The following is a 22,964-nucleotide window of genomic DNA, read 5'->3' as shown; positions in this document are numbered from 1 at the left end:
TAATAATAGCACACTAAATTAGTACGACACACAATCGAAGATCATAGGTTGATCTTTCGCTTTATCTATTTTGATCAGCGATCTACCCCAAAAAGAATATTTATATCACCACACACCGAAAGCATAAGTTACATGTGCTGCATTTCAATTTTAAATAGTCATTTATATTAAAAGTCACATGCAAAAACAAAACAAACAGCACAAGCCATTTCGATCTGTAGTCTAGATCATCGAATTACATGCGTCAGCATTTCAATATGCTGGTCATCTAACTGGGTTAACTTAACGGATAATGCCTTAAGTTCTGAGGTGTTCTCAATGTGAGTACCACCACACGGAATAGACACTAAAGTGTCGGCATCCAACTGCCATTCCCAATAGCGAGAGTCTGTTAATGCTTCGCCTTCCAGTCGCATCGCAACTGGCGTCGGCTCTGCAAGCCAGCCCGCAAGCATTTGGTTGATATCAGCTTCGATGTCATCAAGATTTGCTAGCATGTCTGCAACGTTCAAACCGCGCTTCTTCAGGGTTTTGCCTAAGCGATACTTATCGGTACACAGCTCTGGAGTCACAAAGCTCGTCACTTGTGCATAACTATTGAAGTCGTAACTGCCAAGCGGATCTTTTCTGTCCGCATCTTTACGCCAGTAGCTCTCAGCCAATACTTTATTCAAGGCTAGGAAAGCGATGTGGCCAGCACTGTGACCACGGCTCAAACTGGCTTGGTACTCTTTATCAACCGACAACACGACTTCGTCGTTAACCTTAATCATAGAAGCAGATGTAGGTAGCTGGTGGACAACAACAAACGCCCACCCTTCCGTATCACGCTTAACAGGGATATCTGCTGCGATATGAAGCTTGCCAGTAGATTGTTCTATAGCACCAACAAGGCAGTCTTCAACTGGATATAGCACGTCACCAACACTCACAAAGCCTTGGTCTGCAGGGTGATCTGGCCAAATGTGACTCACTGGGTGGAAGGGTGTCACGTCGGTGATCAGGTAAGTTTTGCTGTCATCGCTTTCAACGTACTGCGCTTTAGCATTGAGCTGCCAAGCCTGATGACAAAATTGAGTGATGGTTGGTGTGATTGCTGACACAGGTGTAATCAAATCGCTAGTAGTCATATCGTTCTTCTTCTGGAATCTAGTCTGATTCGTTGAGCCATGATGATAAAAACGTATTGTTATGGCTTAACGTGAATTTTGCTTAAAAAAATACCCGAGACAGGCTCGGGTATCAAATCTATTGGAAAGGTTTACTTACGACCTTTAACCATGCTCATCATACGTTTACGTTTACGTTCTTGAGAAATTGTCAGCTTGTTAGTCTTAGCTTCAAATGGGTTCTCGCTGTTCTGGAATTGAATGCGAATAGGTGTACCCATGATTTCTAGTGAACGACGGTAGTAGTTCATCAAGAATCGTTTGTATGAATCTGGCAAGTTACGAACTTGGTTGCCGTGGATAACGATAATCGGTGGGTTGTAGCCACCAGCGTGCGCGTATTTCAGTTTCACACGACGGCCACGAACCATAGGCGGTTGGTGATCATCAGTCGCCATCTTCATGATACGAGTTAGCACAGAAGTACCAACACGAGTAGTCGCTGACTTGTAAGCTTCTTGTACAGACTCAAACAAGTGACCAACACCTGTACCGTGAAGTGCAGAGATAAAGTGAATACGTGCGAAATCAACGAAGCCTAAGCGACGGTCTAGCTCTTTCTTAACGCGTTCTTTAACGTCGTTATCTAGGCCATCCCACTTGTTTACGGCAATAACAATTGAACGACCAGCGTTCAACGCAAAGCCTAGCAAGCTTAGATCTTGATCAGAGATGTTTTCGCGAGCATCGATAAGCAGCAATACAACGTTAGCATCTTCAATCGCTTTCAGTGTTTTAACCACTGAGAACTTCTCTACCGTTTCGTTGATGTTTTTACGACGACGAACACCCGCAGTATCGATTAGAACGTATTCACGCTCGTCACGCTGCATTGGGATGTAGATAGAGTCACGAGTCGTACCTGGCATATCGTAAACAACCACACGCTCTTCACCAAGAATACGGTTCGTTAGCGTTGATTTACCTACGTTAGGACGGCCAATGATCGCTAGTTTGATCGGTTGATCTTGAAGACGCTTGAATTCTGCTTCAGCTTCTTCTTCTGTAAATTCAACCTGCTCTTCTTCTTCGTCTTCAAACTCAGTTAAGTCGCTTACTTCGCCATTCTCAGCTTTTAGCGCTTCTGCGAATGGGTTAAGAGCAAGGTCAATAAGTGCAGTAACACCACGACCATGCGCCGCAGCGATTTGGTACATGTCTTCTACACCTAGTTGCCAGAAGTCAGCACTTGCAGCATCAGGGTCGATACCATCAACCTTGTTTACTACTAGCATTGAAGGCTTTTCTAGTTGACGTAGGTGCTTAGCAATCGCCACGTCTGAAGGTGTTAGACCCGCACGGCCATCTACCATAAATAGAACGACATCAGCTTCATCAATCGCCGCTAGCGACTGTTCAGCCATTTTAGTTTCAACACCTTCTTCAGTACCGTCGATACCGCCAGTGTCAATAACAATAAAGTCATGCTCGCTAAAATGAGCATGACCGTATTTACGGTCACGCGTTAAGCCAGGGAAATCCGCAACCAATGCATCACGAGTTCGAGTCAATCGGTTAAATAACGTAGATTTACCTACGTTCGGACGCCCTACTAGAGCAACAACAGGTACCATAACAACCTCTACAATTTCTTCTCTAAATGTAGTTATAGGTAAGCACTTGTTCGCAAGTTTAAACTCTTACCTATAACCACACGGTTTATTAATTTTTAACAACAAAACGGCTCCTGGCTGTTACCAACCAGGAGCCGACTGTGAATTATATCACGCTTTTATTGGCTAATCGTTAGTTTCTTTACATCGCCATTGCGAGTCGTCACTAAGTAGCCTTCAGGCAGTTCAATTGGTGCAACCGCAAAGCCGCTATCATCGACAAGCTGTTGAGCAACAAACTCACCCGATGAACGATCCAACCAGTGCAGATAACCTTCAGTATCACCCACGACTACATAACCATTAATAATAGCAGGTGCTGTCAGTAAGCGGTTTTCTAACAATGGAGTGCTCCACAGTTCAGTACCACTACGCGCATCAACCGCAACCACATGGTCTTTGTCGGTAACAACGAACAAACGGCTACCATCACTTGCTAAATCAATCGCTGATGAGTAGTTACGTTTCCAAATTGGCTTACCAGAACGAAGGTCGATAGCAATCAGCTGACCATTGATACCTACGGTATACAGGGTGCCACCAAGAACAATTGGAGATGCATCAACATCAACCAAACGATCAATTTCCGTTGCACCTTTTGGTGTGCCTACTGGCTGTTGCCAAATAAGCTGACCACGATCAACGATAGCCGCAGCTAGACGACCATTTGCTGTACCCCAGAATACACCACCAGAAACTGCAACAGGCGAGCTATCGCCACGCAGTGTTAGGCTTGGTACTTCCGTACTGATGGTCCATTTTTGTTCACCGCTTGCTTGATCTAACGCGATCAACATACCGCGACTGGTATGAACAATGACCATGTTGCTATCAGTTGCTGGGGATGCAAGCACCTCGCCATTGACTGATACACGCCACAGCTCTTCACCGGTCGATTCTTCCAGTGCGATCACTTCGCCATTTTCAGAACCAACAAAAACTTTACCGTAAGCCGCCGTTAAGCCACCCGATAAACGAGCCAATACGTCTTTCTCAAGATCGACTTTCCACAGCGCTTTACCTGTATCAGGATCAAGCGCTTTAACCATACCTTCACGGCTTGCAACAAACACTTTGTCGTAAGCCAATTCTGGCGTTAGTTTTGAAAAGTAGTGACCAACACCATCACCAACCGACGTAGACCATTCCTGACTAGGAGTGAACTCGCTGTTTACCGTTGGGACTGGAGCCATGATTACGGTGTCTTCTTCACCCGCACAGCCAGCTAGTAGGCCAAGAGCAATCGCACACAACGCCGCTTTTGGAAACATCTTCTTCATTCAAAGCGCCTTATTTAGCTAGGTCGTCAAGTTTGATTTGAAGCGTTTGGCTAGCGTCAACAGCTTGCTGTGCTTCTGTGTAAGCACTGTATGCTGCGTCTGTGTCGCCTTTACGAAGTGAGATATCACCACGCAGTTCAGCAACACGGCCTTTCCAAGATTCGTCTGTCATAGCAGCAAGATCAGTCAGTGCTGCGTCAAATTCACCTTGCTCAGCTTTAATACGTGCAACACGGTAAGTAAGTAGTGGCGCAAGTGCCGCGTCCTTAGTTGCCGATTTTGCCCACTCGAGCTGTTCAAGTGCCGCCGCTAGATCGCCTGCTTGTACTTGTACTTTTGCTAGTTGCATAGCAGCAAGTACTGAGTACTCAGCATCTTTGTTTGCGTCGATGAAAGCTTGAATATCAGATTGAGCATCAACACCCTTAACATCAAGAGCTGAAATTACAGAGGTGTAGCTTTCTGAAGCTGCTTCACGCGCTTCAACTACTGAATCTTGGTAATAGCGCCAGCCAAATAGACCACCTAAACCAATAACCGCACCAAAGATTACGGCTTTACCGTTCTCTTTCCACCAATCTTTAATGGCTTCAACTTGTTGCTCTTCGCTATCGTAAAGTTCCACTTCCTGTCCTCTTTAATTCTTTAAACGCCAGCATAGTGCTGACGTTAGTATTCATTATGAGCGTTTGCTCAATGGCTAATTAGATTAGCGCAGCAACTTTCTCTGCAACTTCCGTTTGAGACACGGTTTCTTGCTCGCCGCCAACCAGATCTTTTAGCACAACTGTATTGTCAGCAACTTCGTTCTCACCAAGTACCAGCGCCACAACAGCACCTACTTTGTCAGCACGTTTGAATTGCTTCTTGAAGTTACCACCACCGAAGTGGTTCATTACACGCACGCCTTCAACGGTGTCGCGTAATTGATTCGCTAACTGCATGCCCGCGATCATAGTACCTTCGCCAGCAGCAACTACGTATACATCAACGCTACGACGAACTTCTGTTAGCTCTAGCGTTTCCATCATCAGAACCAGACGCTCTAGACCCATTGCGAAGCCAACTGCATTGGTTGCTTTGCCGCCTAGTTGCTCAACAAGACCATCGTAACGACCGCCGCCACATACTGTACCTTGAGCACCAAGGCTGTCTGTGATCCACTCAAATACAGTGCGGTTGTAGTAATCTAGGCCACGTACTAGACGCTCATTAACTTGGTATTCGATACCAACAGCGTCAAGAAGTTCACACAAACCAGCAAAATGTTGCTTCGATTCTTCACCTAGATATTCAGATAGTCGAGGTGCGTCACCTAAGATAGCTTGAACATCAGGGTTCTTAGTATCAAGTACACGTAGAGGGTTAGTGTGCATGCGACGTTTGCAGTCTTCGTCAAGCACATCAATGTGTTGCTCAAGGAAAGCCACTAACGCAGTGCGGTAGCTAACGCGATCTTCTTGAGAACCGATTGAGTTCAGCTCTAGGCGAACGTGCTTATCGATACCTAGCTCACGCCATAGACGTGCTGTCATCATGATAAGTTCTGCGTCAACGTCTGGACCGTCTAGACCAAACACTTCAACACCACATTGGTGGAATTGACGGTAACGACCTTTTTGAGGACGCTCGTGACGGAACATAGGGCCCATGTACCATAGGCGCTGTTCATCACGGTTGATAAGGCTATTTTGAATACATGAACGAACACAACCTGCTGTGCCTTCTGGACGCAGCGTTAGGCTATCGCCATTGCGGTCGTCAAAGGTGTACATCTCTTTAGAAACAACGTCTGTCTCTTCACCAACTGCACGGCTAAATAGGTTTGTTTCTTCAACGATAGGCATACGTACTTCGTTGTAACCGTATGCGCTCACCACGCTTTTAACTGCGCTTTCTACTTTCTGCCACAGTGGTGATTGAGTTGGAAGGCAGTCGTTCATGCCTCGAATTGCTTGGATATTTTTAGCCACAGTATTTATTCCGTAATTTCTCACGACCAGGTGTTAGTGCGAATAGACAATCACACCCCATCGCGTTGTATTAATCTTCTAAGTTTTCTACATCAATGCGATTTGCTTTATCAAGCACTGACGCTTTTGCACGAATCTTAGCTTCAAGTTTGTCGACAAGGTCATCGTTGTCGAAGCGCTCTTTCTGACGCTTACCGTCTTCGTAGAAGGCACTCTTACGAGCACTACCGGCTAAACCTAAGTGAGACACTTCTGCTTCACCAGGGCCGTTAACCACACAACCGATGATTGACACATCCATTGGAGTAATCACGTCTTCTAAGCGTTCTTCAAGGGCATTAACGGTGTTAATAACATCGAACTCTTGACGAGAACAGCTCGGGCACGCAATGAAGTTGATGCCACGCGAACGAATGCGCAAAGATTTAAGAATATCAAAGCCAACTTTGATCTCTTCAACCGGATCAGCCGCTAGCGAGATACGCAGCGTATCGCCGATACCTTCAGAAAGAAGCATACCTAAACCTACCGCTGACTTCACAGAGCCAGCACGCGCACCACCCGCTTCGGTAATGCCAAGGTGAAGAGGTTGATCAATCTGCTTAGCCAGCAAACGGTAAGAACCGACTGCTAGGAATACATCAGACGCCTTAACGCTGACTTTGAATTGATCAAAGTTCAGACGGTCTAGGATATCTACGTGACGCATTGCTGATTCAACAAGCGCTTCTGCTGTAGGTTCTGTGTATTTCTCTTGGATCTCTTTCTCAAGAGAACCGCCGTTAACACCAATACGAATCGGAATATTCATATCACGTGCACAATCAACAACTGAGCGGATACGGCTTTCGTTACCGATGTTGCCTGGGTTAATACGCAGACAGTCAACGCCGTATTCGGCCACTTTTAGGGCGATACGGTAGTCGAAGTGAATATCAGCAACCAAAGGAACAGAGACCTGCTGCTTGATTAGCTTAAAGGCTTCAGCGGCATCCATAGTCGGTACAGATACGCGAACGATATCAGCGCCAACTTTTTCCAGAGCTCTAATTTGAGCAACGGTCGCGGCTACATCTGTTGTTCTTGTGTTGGTCATGGATTGCACAGCAATTGGTGCGCCATCACCGATCGGCACATCACCCACATAAATACGGGTTGATTTGCGACGAATAATAGGAGATTCGTGTTGCATATTAACTCTAAGGTAAGGTTATTCTAGCTACTTTGCCTGAAGTATACCCAGAAAGGTCGACAGGTTCACTTGCAAATGTCATTGATACGCCTTCTGGCGCACCTAGAATCACTTTATATGGCGCAGTTCCTGAAAGATTTAACGACTGACCTGCTTTTTTGATGCCAGTCGACAAGGTTTTACCCGTTGCATCTTTTACTTGGATCCAGCAATCAGCAGAGAACTGCATGACTAGCTCGTTAGCCACAGCTTCAGGAGCAGTGCTTGCTTCAACCGCTTCTGCATTCGCAGCAACTTCAGCAGTTGGCTCTGTCTCTGTTGCTTGTTGTGCAGGAGTTTCGTCAGCTGGAGTAACAGCATCTGAAGTATCTTCCGCATCGCTTATCGCAGCAAGGCCTTCAGTATCTTCAACAACAGAAGCACCCGCTTCGTTTTGTTCAGCTTCAATCACTTCCAAAGAGGTGAATTCAGGGGCAAGTGATTCTTCTACCGCTAGCTCTTCTGAGCTTTCAGTATTCGCTAAAGATTGAGATAGGGTGTCTTGCTGTTGGTTCTGCCACCACCAAAGTGAGGAGATACCCGCAATGACCGCAAAAATGCTCCAAGTCAGGATCATAATACGGCTGTTGTGCTTCTCGGTTTTGGTCTTACGAGAAAAACTCAGCATTTCTTGCTCTTGATGCTGAGCATCACCGGCATGATGCAGCGCACTCAATACGACTTTTTCGTCAAGATTGACGTATTTCGCGTATGAACGAATATAGCCACGCATAAACGTCGCCACTTGATCTGACTCGAATTGGTTTTCTTCAATTTGTTGGATCAGAGTAACGCGAAGTTTCAAGCGATCAGAAATCTGCTTTTGCGTTAAACCAAGAGATTCTCGTTTGTTCTTAAGCAGCGTTCCCGCTTCCAAAGCTGGAGCTACGTTTTCTTGCGCTTGTGTATCTTGTTCTGTGTTCATAGAGAGTGAACTTCTAAAGTATTATCGCAGGTTGAGGAGAGCGTTTTCTTATTGTCGTTTAAGCTCAATCTAACAACCCACGTTATGTGGAATTTTTCCTGCTATCTAAATCATCAACCCTTAAAGGCGAACATCATTCATTTATTATGGATGACCTTCTCAGGAAGCTAGTTTATCAAGTAGCCAACCTAAATAGACATATTGATGATCAGTAGCAAGCGAGCACTTAAATTAATTTAAGATTAGTTAATCATAAGCTAATGCCATTACAAGGCAAAAACACTTTAAACAAAATTTACCGTCAGCTCATGGTTTTGTCCAAAATTTGACGAAAAATGTAAGAAAGCGTGGGCAAGAAGTCCAAAAAATCAAAAACTGCACCCCAGAAAAGCAACAAGCCAGAAGTAAGACTTCTGGCTTGTTTAGGTTCTAATCGCGTTTTATACCGCTTTTACTTCAATCACACCACCGGCAATCAAGTTCGCTTCAGAGGCTGCTTTAAGCATTTTAGTACGCTTGGTTCTATCAATCACATCACCGACTAACTGACCACACGCGGCATCAATATCATCACCACGAGTCTTACGAACGGTTACTGTGTAGTTGTATTCCATCAGCGTTTTTTGGAAGCGATCAATACGAGAGTTGCTTGGCTTCTTATAAGGCGACCCCGGGTAAGGGTTGAATGGAATCAAGTTGATCTTACAAGGCGTCTCTTTCATTAGCTCAGCAAGTTCACGTGCGTGGTCCATATCATCATTCACATGATCCAATAACACGTACTCAACCGTTACTTTACCGCGGTTAGCATTTGAAGATGCAATGTAACGACGAACAGATGCTAGGAAGTCTTGGATATCCCAACGGTCGTTGATCGGCATGATTTGGCTACGTAGTGCATCGTTTGGCGCATGTAGAGAAATAGCCAATGCGACATCGATGTTGTCTGTCATTTGGTCAAGGCCAGAAACAACACCAGAAGTTGATACGGTTACACGACGCTTAGACAGTGCGAAACCTAGATCATCAAGCATGATTTCTAATGATGGCATTAGGTTCTTCATGTTCAATAGAGGCTCGCCCATACCCATCATTACAACGTTAGTAATTGGACGACGACCGGTTTCTTTTTCTAGGCCGATTTCGCGAGATGCACGCCAGATTTGGCCAACAATCTCTGAAACTTTTAGGTTACGGTTGAAGCCTTGTTGAGCTGTAGAACAGAACTTACATTCAAGTGCACAACCAACCTGTGAAGATACACATAGCGTCGCACGGTCACCATCTGGGATGTATACCGTTTCAACGTCTTGGTCGCCAACGCTCATCGCCCATTTAATTGTGCCATCTGAAGAGTGTTGAGCTTCAGAAACAACAGGTGCAACAATCTCACAGCGACGTTGAAGTTTCTCACGTAACTTTTTGTTGATGTTATTCATTTGTTCGAAGTCATCGACACCGAAGTGATAAATCCACTTCATCACTTGCTCTGCTCGAAACGCTTTCTCATTCAGTTCTTCTGTGAAAAATTTACGAAGACCTTTACGATCAAAATCGAGTAGATTGACTTTAGCTGTGGTCATGATGCCTCTCAATGACGGAACAATAATTAAGGGCGCGAATTGTACAGGCTTTACGCAACTTCAACAAGCATTGTAAAACCCTGTGTTTATTAAGACATTCAAACTTAAGCGATTAAAATTTGAACAATTGTATTTATCGGCCTGAGATTACCCAATTTAAACAAAGATTCCCGATTACACTCCTTCGTCGCTTTCGGGAATGACGTAAATAATCACCAATTGCTCGATAATATTTACCACGAGATGGTTGCTCCAAAGTTCCCCGTCATTCCAGAACTGAGGAACGAAGTATCTGGAATCTCCAATAACAAAAACAGATTCCCGATTACGCTCCTTCGTCGCTTTCGAGAATGACGACTAAATTGATTATCGAGAGCGTAAAATCCACTTACAAAAAAGGCCTCACCGAGGTGAAGCCTTTAGAATAATTTGCAGTGCCGATTATTGAGCTGGGCGTGGGCAAATTTCAGATTCTGGGAAGAAGAATTCGATTTCGCGAGCTGCAGACTCAGGGCTGTCGCTGCCGTGAACTGAGTTGTAACGCATGCTGATTGCGTAGTCAGCACGGATAGTACCGCATGCCGCTTCTTCTGGGTTTGTTTTACCCATAAGTTCACGGTAACGAGCGATAGCGTTTTCGCCTTCAAGCACTTGAACCATGATAGGACCAGAAGTCATAAACTCTTTAAGAGCTGGGAAGAACTCTTTGCCTTCATGTTCAGCGTAGAAGCCACTCGCTTGCTCTTCAGTAAGACGAACCATTTTAGCAGCAATAATTTCTAGGCCTGCTTTTTCGATACGGTGGTAGATTTCACCAACAAGGTTACGCTTAACTGCATCCGGCTTAACAATTGAGAACGTTCTTTCTAGAGCCATAGGGATTCCTTCACTTCATTTTTTTGTTATTAAATACTGAAATTACTGAGATCTTTCGATCTGAGCTTTATGAATGAGCGGCACAAAATACCGCTCACCCTTATTATTATTTTGCTTGGTCGATAAGAAGACGAGCCAGTGTGCGAACGCCCATACCCGTTGCGCCTGCCGCCCACTTGTCACTTGCTGACTTACGGTAAGTACCCGCGCAATCCATATGAATCCAACCTTTTTTGTAATCATCTACAAAGTAAGAAAGGAATGCCGCTGCTGTACTTGCACCCGGTGTGTAATCGCCTGTGCTGATGTTTGAAAGATCAGCAAAGTTTGAAGGCAACATACCACGGTGGAAATCAGCAAGAGGCAGTGGCCATAAGCCTTCTTTCTCTTGGTTTGCCGCTGTTAGCGCTTGGTGAGACAACTCATCATCGAAGCTTAATAGTGCGTGGTAGTCGTTACCTAATGCGTTTTTAGCCGCGCCTGTTAGCGTTGCACAGTCGATGATCAGCTCAGGGCTTTGTGCACTTGCGTACATCAGGCCATCAGCTAGCACTAAGCGACCTTCCGCATCAGTGTTCATGATCTCAACTGTTTTACCGTTTTTGTAGGTAATGATATCGCCAAGCTTCAATGCGCGACCAGAGATCATGTTCTCTGCGCAACATAGAATAAGCTTGATGCGCTTGTTAAGACCGCGTTCAATCGCAAGACCTAAACCACCAGTAATCGTTGCTGCGCCACCCATGTCAGCTTTCATCGCTGTCATGAATTGGCCTGGCTTGATACTGTAACCGCCCGAATCGAACGTAATACCTTTACCGACTAAACAGGCAAATACAGGTGCGTTTTCATCGCCTGTTGGGTTGAAGTCCAGTTGCAGCATTGCTGATGTACGCTCAGAGCCACGACCTACCGCGTAGATGCCTTCCCAACCTTCGGTTAGTAGATCCTTGTCTTTAACAATCTTCGCTTTAACAGTGCCCGCTGGTGCCACTGACTTGATGTATTCTGCAGCCATTGTCGCAAGTTGACGAGGTGCCACTTCTTCAGCGGTTTTATTGATAATGTCACGCGTCCAGTCAGTTGCGCGAATACGAGCTTCAAGCTCAGTTTGATCGGCTTCTGAAAGTGCATCCCATTCCAATGCATTCTTTTTCTTTGGTCCACGGTAGCCTTGGTAGAAAGCCCAAACGCTTTCTAGATCCCAACCTTCACCACGAAGTGAAACGAATGCGATACCTTGTCCGTCAAGCGTACGACCCGCACGTTGAACTGCGCCTAGATCGTGGCCTTCACCAATGTGAATTGTCGCTCCCGCTTCTGAGAACGATAAAATAGCTCTTGCTCCCCACTGAGGCTGGGCAGCTTCTTGACTTAAAAATACTGACATCTGTGTAGACATGATTTCTCCTTGTCATGAACCACTTCGAGAGTGTGATTCTGATTATTTTTTATTAGCTCACTGATGTTAGCATTATGTAGGAGGAAAATGTCATTTTGATAAAAAAACGGACCATAAGGTCCGCTTTTTTTAGTAAGAATTGTTAACTTGGCTGCGTTTTATATTGGACTGATACCAACCCGCGACCAAATCATTAGACAAGAGGATTAATCCATCTCATCCATCCAGCACAAAATAATAGCCTCTAAGATTTTTTCATTCGAGTGGTTAGGCTCGTCGTCGAACTCTTCAAGGTCTAGCACCCATTGATGCAGATCGGTAAAACGTACCGTTTTAGGATCAGTATCAGGGTACAAATCACATAGCTCAATTGCGATATCTCGCGAATCAATCCACTTCAAGCTCATAACACTTCCTTATATTTATCAGCGACGCTCTGTCACCTTTATGATCTATATTCTAGGCCAGTTTTCTTAGTATGTTTGTCTAAGCAATAACTCTCTCAGTCATCGCTGTATTAGCCATGACTGAGAACAGGTTCTTAATGGTCTTCAGAAGCCAGGTTCAACGTGTACTTTGGAATCTCTACAACAAGATCCGTATCAGCCACTTTAGCTTGGCAACCCAAGCGAGATTCCATCTCTAAGCCCCATGCTTTATCTAGCATGTCGTCTTCTAGATCATCACTCTCTTCTAAAGAATCAAAACCTTCACGAATCACAACGTGACATGTTGTACATGCACACGATTTTTCACATGCGTGTTCAATACCAATACCGGCCTTCAATGCAACATCAAGAACCGTCTCACCAGTTTTTGCTTCTAAAACAGCGCCTTCTGGACATAGATCTTCGTGAGGTAAAACAATAATCTTTGGCATGTTTATCTATTCTCTAACTATTAAATATTATCGACTGACTGACCTGACAGTGCAGCACGAATTGATTTATCCATACGACGAGAAGCAAAGTCTTGGCTCGCTTTGTCGGTATTCTTAATTTCTAGTTCAATAGCATCAGCGTTGTCGCCATTACGCACTTCAATCAGTGCTTCAATCGCTTGAACAAGTTGTTGTTTGCCTTGCTCATCAAGTAGCTCGTCACCGTCGGCTTGCATTGCAGCGATAAGGCCTTCGATAACGCGATCCGCTTCTACGCGTTGCTCAGCAAGAGCACGCGCTTGCATGTCTTCTTTTGCAAACGTCATCGAATCTTTCAGCATGCTAGCCACTTCGTTGTCGCTTAGACCGTAAGAAGGCTTAACTTGGATTTCAGCTTGAACGCCAGTGCTCTTCTCCATTGCGGTAACCGATAGCAGGCCATCAGCATCCACTTGGTAAGTAACACGAATATGAGCAGCACCTGCAGTCATCGGCGGGATGCCTTTCAGAGCAAATCGAGCCAGTGAACGACAGTCATCAACCATCTCACGCTCGCCTTGCACGGTGTGTACTGTCATTGCAGTTTGACCGTCTTTGAACGTGGTAAACTCTTGTGCACGAGCAACTGGGATCGTGGTATTACGAGGGATGATCTTTTCGACTAAGCCACCCATGGTTTCGATACCCAGTGACAGAGGGATAACATCCAATAGCAGCATCTCAGAGTCAGGCTTGTTGCCAACTAAGATATCCGCTTGAATCGATGCGCCAATCGCAACCACTTCATCAGGGTTAATACTGGTTAATGGAGTACGACCAAAGAAGCCACCGACCATTTCACGAACAAGTAAGGTACGAGTTGAACCACCTACCATCACGACTTCTAGTACTTCATCCGCGTCAACTTCCGCATCTTTCAGTGCTCGGCGGCACGAAAGCAGCGTTTTCTTAACTAGTGGCTTGATGATCTCTTCGAACTCTTCACGAGTTAAAGAGCCAGACCAACCTAGTGCTTCAACATTAACGCTTTCAGCTTCAGATAAGCCAATCTTCGCTTCTGTTGCTGCGTCTAGAAGAATACGGTTCTGTTCTGCTGTCAGCTCTAACAAGCCCATTTGCTCTTGGAAATGATCCGCAATTAAATGGTCAAAGTCATCGCCGCCTAATGCAGAGTCACCACCGGTTGCTAAAACTTCGAAGACACCTTTAGACAGGCGTAGGATAGAGATATCAAACGTACCACCGCCTAAGTCATAAACAGCGATTACCCCTTCTTTACCTGAATCCAAGCCATAAGCAATCGCAGCTGCAGTGGGTTCATTAAGAAGACGTAACACATGAAGACCAGCAAGTTGCGCTGCGTCTTTGGTACCTGCACGTTGTGCATCATCAAAGTACGCAGGGACGGTAATCACGGCACCAGCCAATTCACCACCTAACGTCGACTCAGCACGTTGACCGAGTGCACGAAGAATATCTGCAGATACTTGAATTGGGTTCTTATTTCCTTGCGCTGTGTTAATCACAGGCAGGCCATTATCACTTTCTTCAAACTGATATGGCAGAGATGGGTATCGCTGTTGAATATCTGACAGTGAACGACCGATTAATCGCTTAACTGAGATAATGGTATTTTTAGGATCAGTTTGTGCATTTACACGCGCTTCATCACCAGTGGTGTACGACTCTGACTGATAGTGAACAACGGAAGGGAGAATACTGCGACCTTGTTGATCAACAAGCGTGCTTGCCTCACCACTGCGCACTGACGCAACCAATGAGTTTGTTGTACCTAAATCAATACCCACTGCAAGCTTGTGCTGGTGAGGAGCGGCGCTTTGCCCTGGTTCTGCAATCTGAAGTAGTGCCATGGATGTGTCCTTGTTATACGAACTAGCCGATCAAACGATCTTCAACTAACTCGATTTCATTCTTTAATTTTGCAATAAACTTAAGCTTTCTTACTCGGTCTGCAGCTTCTAGCCAAGCCTCACTGTCGAGTTCTTGTTGGATAGCGCTTAATTGTTGTTTATACATTTTGCTAACCTTTCCTTCAAATGCAAACAAAGCATCTTCAGGGTCAGAACTGTCGGCGATCTCTTCAAGCTCTTCACGCAATTCCATTTGCTCCATCAAGAACATAGGATCTTGCAGGGTCTGCTGTTCACCACGAATATCCTCACCATGTTGCACTAACAGGTACTCAGCTCGGCTGATTGGATGTTTCAATACCTGATACGCATCATTGATTTGCGCAGCTTTTTGCACGGCTAGCAAGCGATCACGCTCAGAAGCAGTGGCAAATTTATCAGGGTGGAATTGGCGTTGCAGATCTCTAAACTGAGAAGAAAGAAGGCTACCATCCAGTTGAAACTGAAGTGGTAGCCCAAATAATTCGAAATGATTCATGTAACGGTGGTCCTAAGTTTAGGCTCTTCAATCAGAGCCTAATTTTATTCTTCGCTCACTATAAACGCTTAACGATTGAAGCGTTTATACGTTGAAGCTCTCACCACAACCACATTCGCCTTTCGCGTTCGGGTTGTTGAATTCAAAACCTTCGTTTAGGCCTTCTTTTACGTAATCAAGCTCAGTACCGTCTAGGTAAACTAGGCTCTTTGGATCAATGATGACCTTAACACCTGAATGCTCGAACACTTCGTCTTCTTCGTTAAGCTCGTCAACGAATTCCAGTACATACGCCATACCCGAACAGCCAGTAGTTTTTACCGCTAAGCGCAACCCGATACCTTTACCTCGGTTATCTAGGAAAGCTTGAACTCGGCTTGCTGCCGTATCTGTCATGGTGATGGCCATACTACAACCTTGTGTTTTATATAAATTGAGAACTCAGGGGGAGCACAAAGGATGCTCCCAAATATTGCTTATTTTTTGTGATTACTTAATGAGACGATTAACGCTTCTTTTTGTAATCCGCAACAGCTGCTTTGATTGCATCTTCAGCAAGAATTGAACAGTGAACTTTCACTGGTGGCAACTCTAGCTCTTCTGCGATTTCAGAGTTTTTGATAGCTGCCGCTTCATCAATACTTTTGCCTTTAACCCACTCAGTTACTAGTGAGCTAGAAGCGATTGCGCTGCCGCAACCGTAAGTTTTGAATTTTGCATCTTCGATAATGCCTTCTGGCGTTACCTTGATTTGCAGTTTCATTACGTCACCACAAGCTGGTGCGCCAACCATACCGCTACCAACACTTGGGTCTTCTTTATCAAACGAACCTACGTTACGTGGGTTTTCGTAGTGATCAATTACTTTTTCGCTATATGCCATGATAGTTACCTCGAATCCTCTATTTCCGTGAGATTAGTGATGAGCCCACTCAACAGTGTTCAAATCAATCCCTTCTTTATACATATCCCATAGAGGAGACATGTCGCGTAATTTGTTTACCGCTACACGAATTTGTGCAATCGCGTAGTCGATTTCTTCTTCCGTTGTGAAACGGCCGAATGAGAAACGTACTGAGCTGTGTGCCAGTTCATCGTTCAGGCCAAGAGCACGTAGAACGTATGAAGGCTCTAGGCTTGCTGATGTACATGCAGAACCTGATGATACTGCTAGGTCTTTTAGAGACATAAGCAGAGACTCACCTTCAACGAAAGCGAAGCTCACGTTTAGGTTGTGTGGTACACGTTGGTCTAAGTCACCGTTTACCGTTACCGCTTCTAGATCTTGAACACCTTTCAATAGGCGCTCACGAAGTGCTAGTGCGTGATCGTAATCTTTCTGCATGTCTTGCTTAGCAACAGCACAAGCTTCGCCCATACCCACGATTTGGTGAGTAGCAAGCGTACCTGAACGGAAACCACGCTCATGACCGCCGCCGTGCATTTGCGCTTCAAGACGAATACGTGGCTTACGACGAACGTAAAGTGCACCGATACCTTTAGGGCCATACATTTTGTGAGCTGAAAGTGAGATTAGGTCAACTTTCATCTCTTGTACGTCTAGTGGGATTTTACCCGCAGACTGAGCCGCATCAACGTGGAAGATGATCTTACGAGAACGACATAATTCGCCGATTGCAGAGATATCTTGGATTACACCAATCTCGTTGTTAACGTGCATGATAGAAACTAGAACAGTGTCTTCACGCATTGCAGCTTGTAGCTTGTCTAGATCGATGATGCCGTTTGCTTCTGGCTCAAGGTAAGTTACCTCAAAACCTTCACGCTCTAGTTGGCGACATGGATCAAGAACCGCTTTATGTTCTGTTTTGCACGTAATTACGTGCTTACCTTTCTTCTCGTAAAAGTGCGCTGCACCTTTAATAGCAAGGTTGTCTGACTCTGTAGCACCTGAAGTGAAAACAATCTCACGTGGGTCTGCATTTAATAGGTCAGCAATTTGCTCACGAGCATTATCTACTGCTTCTTCTGCCTGCCAGCCGTAACGGTGTGAACGAGATGCAGGGTTACCGAAGTTACCGTCCATCGTCATGCACTGAACCATTTTCTCAGCAACTCGTGCATCGACTGGGCATGTAGCTGAATAGTCAAAGTAAATAGGCAGTTTCATTTTCTACTCCAATGTAAAAACTGACCGCTAAGAGCGGGCATTAACACCGTGAGGTGCTGCACTAATCGTTGTAGTGCTCGTATTTTTATGTGCAAAACCATTATTAACCGCAAGATCGATATCTTGACGATCAGAAATTTCTAAAACTTCGTTATCTTTCATTAGCTCACCGAGCGTAATGTCGTTTAAGAAGCTGCTGATTCGGGAGCTTAAATCACGCCATAGAGTGTGAGTTAAACAACGACTACCACCCTGGCAATCTGCTCGACCGTGACACTTAGTCGCATCAACTGATTCGTCTACTGCTGCAATCACAGTTCCGACAGCGATGTCGCTCGCTTCAGCACCTAAACGGTAACCACCACCAGGGCCGCGAACACTAGCAACTAAGCCAGCTTTACGTAACTTAGAAAAAAGTTGCTCTAAGTAAGATAACGAGATGCCTTGTCGCTCTGAAATGTCAGCCAGAGGAACTGGGCTTTTTTGCGAATGCAGTGCTACATCGAGCATAGCTGTTACCGCATATCTTCCTTTAGATGTAAGTTTCATATCACACCGTATCCACATTGTTTATGTGGTTGGAATCTTCCCATACCCGACTAAATTGGTCAAGTATTTAGTTGACTATTTTAGTCAGGTATTCACCCTTAGTTTTCACATGGGCTTTATTTATCGTTTTTGCTCTTCTCAATTGAAGTCAAAATGCCACGTAGAGTATTGATCTCTTGCAGCTCTGGACGAGCTCGGCTAAACAGACGACGCAGCTTATTCATCACCTGCCCCGGCTTATCCTTAGAGATAAATTGGGTATCAATGATCACTTTTTCAAGGTGCTCGTAGAACATTTCTAGTTCTTCGTGACGAGGGTACTCATCTTGTTGCTGTGGTTGATATTGGCTAGCGACCATATCAAGGTGGGCGACACGCACTTCGTAGCTCAGAGTCTGTACCGCCATTGCTAGGTTTAGCGAGCTGTATTCAGGGTTAGCTGGGATACATACATGGAAGTGGCACTTCTGAAGCTCATCGTTAGTCAAGCCCGTACGCTCACGGCCGAATACTAATGCTACTGGGTGCTTCTGACCTTCAATTGCAAATTTTTGTCCACACTCACGAGGCTCAAGCATTGGCCATTCAAGTGTGCGTGAACGAGCACTCGAACCAACCACTAAACCACAGTCTTTTACTGCTTCGTCCAGTGTGGAAACGATAGTCGCGTTTTCTGCGATGTCACCAGCACCCGCAGCCAGTGCTAAGGTCTGCTCGTCAACTTCACATTGAGGGTCTACAAGAACTAATTGACTCAAACCCATCACTTTCATTGCGCGAGCTGCTGATCCGATATTTCCCGAATGAGACGTACCAACCAGAACGACTTTTACATTGTCTAACATGCTATATGACACCACTTTAAAAATAATCGCGAGATATTAACACATAGCAAAGTAAAATGGTCAGACCCTTCGCGCAATGTGAAACCAAGAGTTCAAAAAATAACCACTTCCCTTTTGGTAAAACTTTGGTATACTCGCCGCCGCTTTAAATTGTTCTTTAACATCTTGTGGGAAAAACCATATGCATCCAATGCTAAACATTGCGATACGCGCTGCGCGTAAAGCTGGCAACCATATTGCTAAATCTCTAGAAACAACTGATAAGATCGAGTCGTCTCTAAAAGGTAACAACGATTACGTTACTAACATTGCTCAAGAAGCTGAGTACATGATCATTGAGACAATCAAAGCATCTTACCCAGAGCACAGCATTATTTCTGAAGAGAAAGGCCTGACTGAAGGTAAAGACTCTGACGTACAATGGATCGTTGACCCACTAGATGGCACCAACAACTTTGTAAAAGGTTTCCCTCACTTCTCTGTATCTATCGCTGTTCGCATGAACGGTCGTACAGAAGTTGCTTGTGTTTATGACCCAATGCTAAACGAGCTATTCACAGCTCAACGTGGCGCTGGCGCTCAACTTAACAACGCTCGTATGCGTGTTACTCAACTAAAAGACCTTCAAGGTACTGTTCTAGCGACTGGTTTCCCATTCAAGCAAAAACAACACTCTGAATCTTTCATGAAGATCATCTCTGGTCTATTCATTGACTGTGCTGATTTCCGTCGTACAGGTTCTCCTGCTCTTGACCTATGTTACCTAGCAGCTGGCCGTGTTGATGGTTACCTAGAACTAGGCCTTAAGCCATGGGATCTAGCAGCTGGCGACCTAATCGCTCGTGAAGCTGGTGCTATCATGACTGACTTCGCTGGCGGTACTGATTACATGACTTCTGGTAATGTTGTTGCTTCAAGCGCACGTGGTGTTAAGTCTATTCTTAAGCACGTTCGTGAGAACGCTAACGAAGGTATGCTGAAATAATTCAGACCTTACGTTAAAGCTCTCTGTTTTAAGGGCGCATAAAAACTCCAAAGCCTCGCTAGATAGCGAGGCTTTTTTGTATCTGCGATTTGAGATACGAAATACGAAATACGAAATACGAAATACGAAATACGAAATACGAAATACGAAAATGGTGCTCTTAGTGACAATATATGCAACTCAACTTGCCGATAAGTTACATTGATCTTATCGACAATATACAGACGTAAAAAAACCGCTAGTTGCCTAGCGGTTTTTTTGGTTTAGCGAAACTTGTTAAGCCAAGGCCTAAGGCATTTCGTCAAACTCTTCACCTTCTTTTTCCACTTGTGGTGGCATTAGGTGTTCACGTGTAATACCCAACTTCATTGCTAGTGCAGATGCAACGTAGATAGAAGAGTAAGTACCAACCGTAATACCCAATAGAAGGGCAGTTGCGAAGCCGTGAATCATAGCGCCGCCCTGAACGAACAGTGCGATAACTACGAATAACGTGGTACCAGAAGTGATCAATGTACGACTCAATGTTTGTGTGATTGAGCTGTTCAGTACTTCAGGCGCTTCACCTTTACGCATCTTACGGAAGTTCTCACGAATACGGTCGAATACAACGATGGTATCGTTGAGGGAGTAACCGACTACCGTTAGCAAGGCTGCTACGATGGTAAGGTCGACCTCAATTTGCATTAGAGAGAACACACCAAGTGTGATGATAACATCGTGCGCCAGTGCTAATACCGCACCCGCAGCCAAACGCCATTCAAATCGCACTGATACGTAGATCAAGATACAGATAAGAGAAACTAGGATAGCAAGGCCACCCGCTTCTGTTAGCTCATCACCTACGTTAGGACCAACGAACTCGATACGACGCATTTCAACTTGCTCACCAGTACCATTCTCAATAGCAGAAAGGATTTGGTTACCAAGCGTTTCGCCCGCTACGCCATCACGTGGACGTAAACGAACCATCACATCACGAGCTGAACCGAAGTTCTGTACCGTTGCATCACCAAAGCCTTCGGCTTCTAGTGCACTACGGATATCAGGAAGGTGTGCCGGTTGTTCAAAACCAACTTCAATCAGAGTACCGCCAGTAAAATCTAGACCCCAGTTCAACGATTTCGTTGTTAGGGTGAAGATAGCAGTACCAATCATCAAGATAGAAAAAACAAAGGCAACCTTTGACCAACGCATAAAGTCGATCATTTTGTCTGCTTTTAGAATCTGAAACATATTAATTCCTAGCCTTAGATCGACAGTTTTTTAACGCGTTTGCCGCCATACATCAGGTTCACGATACAACGTGTTCCCACAATAGCTGTAAACATTGAAGTCAAGATACCGATAGACAGCGTTACCGCGAAGCCTTTGATAGCACCAGTACCCACAGCAAATAGAATAATTGCTGTTAGTAGCGTGGTGATGTTGGCATCGGCGATTGTGCTGAATGCGTTCGCGTAACCTTGGTGAATCGCTTGTTGTGGACTACGTCCATCTCGAAGCTCTTCACGTATACGCTCAAAGATCAGAACGTTGGCATCAACCGCCATACCGACCGTTAATACGATACCGGCAATACCTGGCAGGGTCATAGTAGCCCCCGGAATCATCGACATCACACCGATAATCAACACCAAGTTAGCCATTAGCGCAACGTTCGCAATCAGACCAAAGCTGCGGTAGTAAAGCAGCGTAAACAGCATTACAGCAGCCATACCCCAAACCATCGCCATGATACCCATATCGATGTTTTGTTGCCCCATAGATGGACCAATCGTACGTTCTTCTACAATCGAGATAGGCGCAATCAGAGCACCAGCACGCAGTAGAAGTGCCAAGTTATGAGCTTCAGCCGTTGAGTCGATACCAGTAATACGGAAGTTACGACCAAGTGCAGACTGAATCGTCGCTTGGTTAATCACTTCTTCGTGCTTACTTAAGATAACTCGACCTTCCGGTGTTTTACGACCGCTGTCTTTGTACTCTGCAAATACCGTCGCCATTAGCTTACCGATATTCTGACGAGAGAATGCAGACATCTTGCTACCACCTTCGCTGTCTAGCGAGATGTTAACTTGAGGACGACCATATTCATCAACACTTGAGCTTGCATCAGTAATACTTGAACCGCCTAGAATAACGCGCTTCTTAAGTACCACAGGACGACCATCACGATCTTGCTTGATTTCGCTACCCGCAGGGGCACGACCAGAAGCGGCAGCGGCTAAATCAGCACTGCTATCTACTTCACGGAACTCAAGCGTCGCGGTAGCACCAAGGATTTCTTTAGCGCGAGCCGTGTCTTGAACACCAGGCAATTCCACTACGATACGGCTAGAACCTTGACGTTGAACCAAAGGTTCAGCAACACCAAGTTCGTTAACACGGTTACGTAGAATGGTAATGTTTTGCTCAACCGCGTAGTTACGGATTTCTTGAAGACGAGCCTCTGTAAAGCTTGCAACCAAAGAGAAACGACCGTTAGATTCAGAATCTACGAACGTCATATCTTGGTGCTTAGATTGCAGTAGCGATTTCGCTTCAGCAAGCTGCTCTTCGTTACGCAGAATCACTTCAACCGCATCTTTACCAGATGGGCGAATCGCACGGTAACGGATTTTCTCTTCACGAAGTTCACTACGGAATGCTTCTTCTTGTTGACCAACCAGCTTTTGCATCGCCGCGTCCATATCCACTTCCATTAAGAAGTGAACACCACCACGTAGATCAAGACCAAGTTTCATTGGTGCAGCACCAATAGATTCAAGCCAATCAGGAGTTGAAGCCGCTAGGTTTAAAGCAACAATAACGTCATCGCCTAGTGCTTCTGTGATGATATCACGGGCACTAATTTGCGTATCTGTGTCGTTAAAGCGAACAAGAATGGAACCGTTTTCGAGAGCAACGGATTTAGTAGAAAGGTTTTCTGCTTCAAGAGCATTGGTGACAGCATCCAGCGTAGACATATCTACAGAGGCGCCGCGCGCCCCTGTAACTTGAACTGCCGGATCTTCACCGTATATATTTGGAAGTGCGTACAACGCAGCGATAGCGATGGCAAACACCACCATCAAATACTTCCATAACGGGTAACGGTTTAGCACAGCGAG

22 protein-coding genes are annotated in these 22,964 nt (G+C 45.2%); 1 reads left to right on the top strand and 21 read right to left on the bottom strand.

What is annotated here, in order from left to right; translation table 11 throughout:
* Nucleotides 1-227 precede the first annotated feature (227 nt).
* The 19 genes from AB4154_RS00510 to trmJ all read right to left on the bottom strand — a co-directional run bounded on the left by AB4154_RS00510 (nt 228) and on the right by trmJ (nt 18,866).
* Entirely contained in the window at nt 228-1,130 is a 903-nt protein-coding gene (locus AB4154_RS00510; RefSeq protein WP_372121925.1) for an alanyl-tRNA editing protein, read from the bottom strand.
* 131 nt (nt 1,131-1,261) lie between these two features.
* Complete coding sequence (der, locus tag AB4154_RS00505) at nt 1,262-2,743, bottom strand: ribosome biogenesis GTPase Der (RefSeq protein ID WP_017062511.1); 1,482 nt, start codon at nt 2,741-2,743, stop codon at nt 1,262-1,264.
* Between the two features lie 158 nt (nt 2,744-2,901).
* On the bottom strand, nt 2,902-4,062 hold the full coding sequence (bamB, locus tag AB4154_RS00500) for an outer membrane protein assembly factor BamB (RefSeq protein WP_017062512.1): 1,161 nt from the start codon (nt 4,060-4,062) through the stop codon (nt 2,902-2,904).
* 10 nt (nt 4,063-4,072) lie between these two features.
* Entirely contained in the window at nt 4,073-4,687 is a 615-nt protein-coding gene (locus tag AB4154_RS00495; RefSeq protein ID WP_017062513.1) for a YfgM family protein, read from the bottom strand.
* A gap of 79 nt (nt 4,688-4,766) precedes the next feature.
* Nucleotides 4,767-6,035: a histidine--tRNA ligase gene (hisS, locus tag AB4154_RS00490; RefSeq protein ID WP_004735105.1), complete on the bottom strand. Its 1,269-nt coding sequence runs from the start codon at nt 6,033-6,035 to the stop codon at nt 4,767-4,769.
* Between the two features lie 70 nt (nt 6,036-6,105).
* Nucleotides 6,106-7,227, bottom strand: coding sequence for a flavodoxin-dependent (E)-4-hydroxy-3-methylbut-2-enyl-diphosphate synthase (gene ispG, locus AB4154_RS00485; protein ID WP_009848294.1), 1,122 nt, complete (start codon nt 7,225-7,227; stop codon nt 6,106-6,108).
* A gap of 7 nt (nt 7,228-7,234) precedes the next feature.
* Nucleotides 7,235-8,191, bottom strand: coding sequence for a cytoskeleton protein RodZ (gene rodZ / locus AB4154_RS00480; RefSeq protein ID WP_102320711.1), 957 nt, complete (start codon nt 8,189-8,191; stop codon nt 7,235-7,237).
* A 440-nt stretch (nt 8,192-8,631) separates the two neighbouring features.
* The gene (locus tag AB4154_RS00475) at nt 8,632-9,774 is read right to left on the bottom strand and encodes a bifunctional tRNA (adenosine(37)-C2)-methyltransferase TrmG/ribosomal RNA large subunit methyltransferase RlmN (protein WP_017062516.1); all 1,143 of its coding nucleotides are present in this window, start codon (nt 9,772-9,774) and stop codon (nt 8,632-8,634) included.
* Nucleotides 9,775-10,215: 441 nt separating this feature from the next.
* The gene (gene ndk, locus AB4154_RS00470; RefSeq protein ID WP_016797173.1) at nt 10,216-10,650 is read right to left on the bottom strand and encodes a nucleoside-diphosphate kinase; all 435 of its coding nucleotides are present in this window, start codon (nt 10,648-10,650) and stop codon (nt 10,216-10,218) included.
* A gap of 106 nt (nt 10,651-10,756) precedes the next feature.
* Nucleotides 10,757-12,052, bottom strand: a complete 1,296-nt coding sequence (pepB, locus tag AB4154_RS00465) for an aminopeptidase PepB (RefSeq protein WP_017062517.1) — start codon at nt 12,050-12,052, stop codon at nt 10,757-10,759.
* A 206-nt stretch (nt 12,053-12,258) separates the two neighbouring features.
* Nucleotides 12,259-12,459, bottom strand: coding sequence for a Fe-S cluster assembly protein IscX (gene iscX, locus AB4154_RS00460; RefSeq protein WP_004740335.1), 201 nt, complete (start codon nt 12,457-12,459; stop codon nt 12,259-12,261).
* Between the two features lie 134 nt (nt 12,460-12,593).
* A complete protein-coding gene (gene fdx, locus AB4154_RS00455; protein ID WP_010440525.1) occupies nt 12,594-12,932 on the bottom strand; it encodes an ISC system 2Fe-2S type ferredoxin in 339 nt (112 codons plus the stop codon).
* A 20-nt stretch (nt 12,933-12,952) separates the two neighbouring features.
* On the bottom strand, nt 12,953-14,803 hold the full coding sequence (hscA, locus tag AB4154_RS00450; RefSeq protein WP_017062518.1) for a Fe-S protein assembly chaperone HscA: 1,851 nt from the start codon (nt 14,801-14,803) through the stop codon (nt 12,953-12,955).
* Nucleotides 14,804-14,825: 22 nt separating this feature from the next.
* A complete protein-coding gene (hscB, locus tag AB4154_RS00445; RefSeq protein WP_372121924.1) occupies nt 14,826-15,341 on the bottom strand; it encodes a co-chaperone HscB in 516 nt (171 codons plus the stop codon).
* 84 nt (nt 15,342-15,425) lie between these two features.
* On the bottom strand, nt 15,426-15,749 hold the full coding sequence (gene iscA / locus AB4154_RS00440) for an iron-sulfur cluster assembly protein IscA (RefSeq protein WP_010440519.1): 324 nt from the start codon (nt 15,747-15,749) through the stop codon (nt 15,426-15,428).
* Between the two features lie 97 nt (nt 15,750-15,846).
* The gene (gene iscU / locus AB4154_RS00435; RefSeq protein ID WP_004740340.1) at nt 15,847-16,224 is read right to left on the bottom strand and encodes a Fe-S cluster assembly scaffold IscU; all 378 of its coding nucleotides are present in this window, start codon (nt 16,222-16,224) and stop codon (nt 15,847-15,849) included.
* Between the two features lie 33 nt (nt 16,225-16,257).
* A complete protein-coding gene (locus tag AB4154_RS00430; RefSeq protein ID WP_372121922.1) occupies nt 16,258-17,472 on the bottom strand; it encodes an IscS subfamily cysteine desulfurase in 1,215 nt (404 codons plus the stop codon).
* Nucleotides 17,473-17,499: 27 nt separating this feature from the next.
* Complete coding sequence (iscR, locus tag AB4154_RS00425) at nt 17,500-18,021, bottom strand: Fe-S cluster assembly transcriptional regulator IscR (RefSeq protein ID WP_010440512.1); 522 nt, start codon at nt 18,019-18,021, stop codon at nt 17,500-17,502.
* Between the two features lie 116 nt (nt 18,022-18,137).
* On the bottom strand, nt 18,138-18,866 hold the full coding sequence (trmJ, locus tag AB4154_RS00420; protein ID WP_017062835.1) for a tRNA (cytosine(32)/uridine(32)-2'-O)-methyltransferase TrmJ: 729 nt from the start codon (nt 18,864-18,866) through the stop codon (nt 18,138-18,140).
* A gap of 181 nt (nt 18,867-19,047) precedes the next feature.
* On the opposite strand from trmJ, the gene suhB reads away from it, so the two are divergent.
* On the top strand, nt 19,048-19,851 hold the full coding sequence (gene suhB / locus AB4154_RS00415; RefSeq protein ID WP_017062836.1) for an inositol-1-monophosphatase: 804 nt from the start codon (nt 19,048-19,050) through the stop codon (nt 19,849-19,851).
* Between the two features lie 288 nt (nt 19,852-20,139).
* On the opposite strand, the gene secF is transcribed toward suhB, so the two are convergent.
* Together secF and secD are read right to left on the bottom strand one after the other, a co-directional pair.
* Complete coding sequence (secF, locus tag AB4154_RS00410) at nt 20,140-21,087, bottom strand: protein translocase subunit SecF (protein ID WP_048658840.1); 948 nt, start codon at nt 21,085-21,087, stop codon at nt 20,140-20,142.
* A gap of 14 nt (nt 21,088-21,101) precedes the next feature.
* Entirely contained in the window at nt 21,102-22,958 is a 1,857-nt protein-coding gene (gene secD, locus AB4154_RS00405; RefSeq protein WP_080967378.1) for a protein translocase subunit SecD, read from the bottom strand.
* Nucleotides 22,959-22,964: the final 6 nt, after the last annotated feature.

Source organism: Vibrio sp. 10N.286.51.B11, assembly GCF_041469245.1.
GTDB classification, from domain to species: domain Bacteria; phylum Pseudomonadota; class Gammaproteobacteria; order Enterobacterales; family Vibrionaceae; genus Vibrio; species Vibrio crassostreae_C.
The sequence above is the reverse complement of the archived record's forward strand: the minus strand, read 5'-3'. Positions and strand labels throughout refer to the sequence as shown.

Excerpts from the sequence above, each read along its gene's own strand:
- fdx (WP_010440525.1), bottom strand. The coding sequence starts at position 12,932 with ATGCCAAAGATTATTGTTTTACCTCACGAAGATCTATGTCCAGAAGGC.
- AB4154_RS00475 (WP_017062516.1), bottom strand. The coding sequence starts at position 9,774 with ATGACCACAGCTAAAGTCAATCTACTCGATTTTGATCGTAAAGGTCTT.
- hscA (WP_017062518.1), bottom strand. The coding sequence starts at position 14,803 with ATGGCACTACTTCAGATTGCAGAACCAGGGCAAAGCGCCGCTCCTCAC.
- hscB (WP_372121924.1), bottom strand. The coding sequence starts at position 15,341 with ATGAATCATTTCGAATTATTTGGGCTACCACTTCAGTTTCAACTGGAT.
- secF (WP_048658840.1), bottom strand. The coding sequence starts at position 21,087 with ATGTTTCAGATTCTAAAAGCAGACAAAATGATCGACTTTATGCGTTGG.
- trmJ (WP_017062835.1), bottom strand. The coding sequence starts at position 18,866 with ATGTTAGACAATGTAAAAGTCGTTCTGGTTGGTACGTCTCATTCGGGA.
- pepB (WP_017062517.1), bottom strand. The coding sequence starts at position 12,052 with ATGTCTACACAGATGTCAGTATTTTTAAGTCAAGAAGCTGCCCAGCCT.
- AB4154_RS00510 (WP_372121925.1), bottom strand. The coding sequence starts at position 1,130 with ATGACTACTAGCGATTTGATTACACCTGTGTCAGCAATCACACCAACC.
- bamB (WP_017062512.1), bottom strand. The coding sequence starts at position 4,062 with ATGAAGAAGATGTTTCCAAAAGCGGCGTTGTGTGCGATTGCTCTTGGC.
- rodZ (WP_102320711.1), bottom strand. The coding sequence starts at position 8,191 with ATGAACACAGAACAAGATACACAAGCGCAAGAAAACGTAGCTCCAGCT.
- der (WP_017062511.1), bottom strand. The coding sequence starts at position 2,743 with ATGGTACCTGTTGTTGCTCTAGTAGGGCGTCCGAACGTAGGTAAATCT.
- AB4154_RS00430 (WP_372121922.1), bottom strand. The coding sequence starts at position 17,472 with ATGAAACTGCCTATTTACTTTGACTATTCAGCTACATGCCCAGTCGAT.
- iscU (WP_004740340.1), bottom strand. The coding sequence starts at position 16,224 with ATGGCATATAGCGAAAAAGTAATTGATCACTACGAAAACCCACGTAAC.
- ispG (WP_009848294.1), bottom strand. The coding sequence starts at position 7,227 with ATGCAACACGAATCTCCTATTATTCGTCGCAAATCAACCCGTATTTAT.
- iscA (WP_010440519.1), bottom strand. The coding sequence starts at position 15,749 with ATGGCCATCACCATGACAGATACGGCAGCAAGCCGAGTTCAAGCTTTC.
- iscX (WP_004740335.1), bottom strand. The coding sequence starts at position 12,459 with ATGAGCTTGAAGTGGATTGATTCGCGAGATATCGCAATTGAGCTATGT.
- suhB (WP_017062836.1), top strand. The coding sequence starts at position 19,048 with ATGCATCCAATGCTAAACATTGCGATACGCGCTGCGCGTAAAGCTGGC.
- iscR (WP_010440512.1), bottom strand. The coding sequence starts at position 18,021 with ATGAAACTTACATCTAAAGGAAGATATGCGGTAACAGCTATGCTCGAT.
- ndk (WP_016797173.1), bottom strand. The coding sequence starts at position 10,650 with ATGGCTCTAGAAAGAACGTTCTCAATTGTTAAGCCGGATGCAGTTAAG.